General features: G+C 63.9%; 1 pseudogene. It reads right to left on the bottom strand.

Annotation, left to right across the window (positions count from 1 at the left end):
• Positions 1–238: pseudogene (locus AAEZ05_RS30100) on the bottom strand (bifunctional 23S rRNA (guanine(2069)-N(7))-methyltransferase RlmK/23S rRNA (guanine(2445)-N(2))-methyltransferase RlmL); the annotation flags it as partial.

Below are 238 nucleotides of genomic sequence, written 5' to 3'. Positions count from 1 at the left end.
ACGGCGGCTTGTTCATGCCGATGGCGGCACGCTCAGTGGCTTCTGCGTGCAGTTTTTTCCACAGCGCCGGGACGTGGCCCAGCCAGGTAGTGAACCCCCAGAGTTCACGGTTGAGGTTGGGGGCCATGTCGGCGGCAATCATCGCGCCTTCGACCAGAAAGGTACCCACACCGCACATCGGGTCTGTGAGTGCGCCGCCTTCGGCTGCAATACGCGGCCAACCGGCGCGGATCAGGAT

The organism is Pseudomonas sp. HY13-MNA-CIBAN-0226, assembly GCF_040310305.1.
In the GTDB taxonomy this organism is placed as follows: domain Bacteria; phylum Pseudomonadota; class Gammaproteobacteria; order Pseudomonadales; family Pseudomonadaceae; genus Aquipseudomonas; species Aquipseudomonas gregormendelii.
Note: the sequence above shows the minus strand (reverse complement) of the source record. Positions and strands in the feature narration are given on the sequence as shown.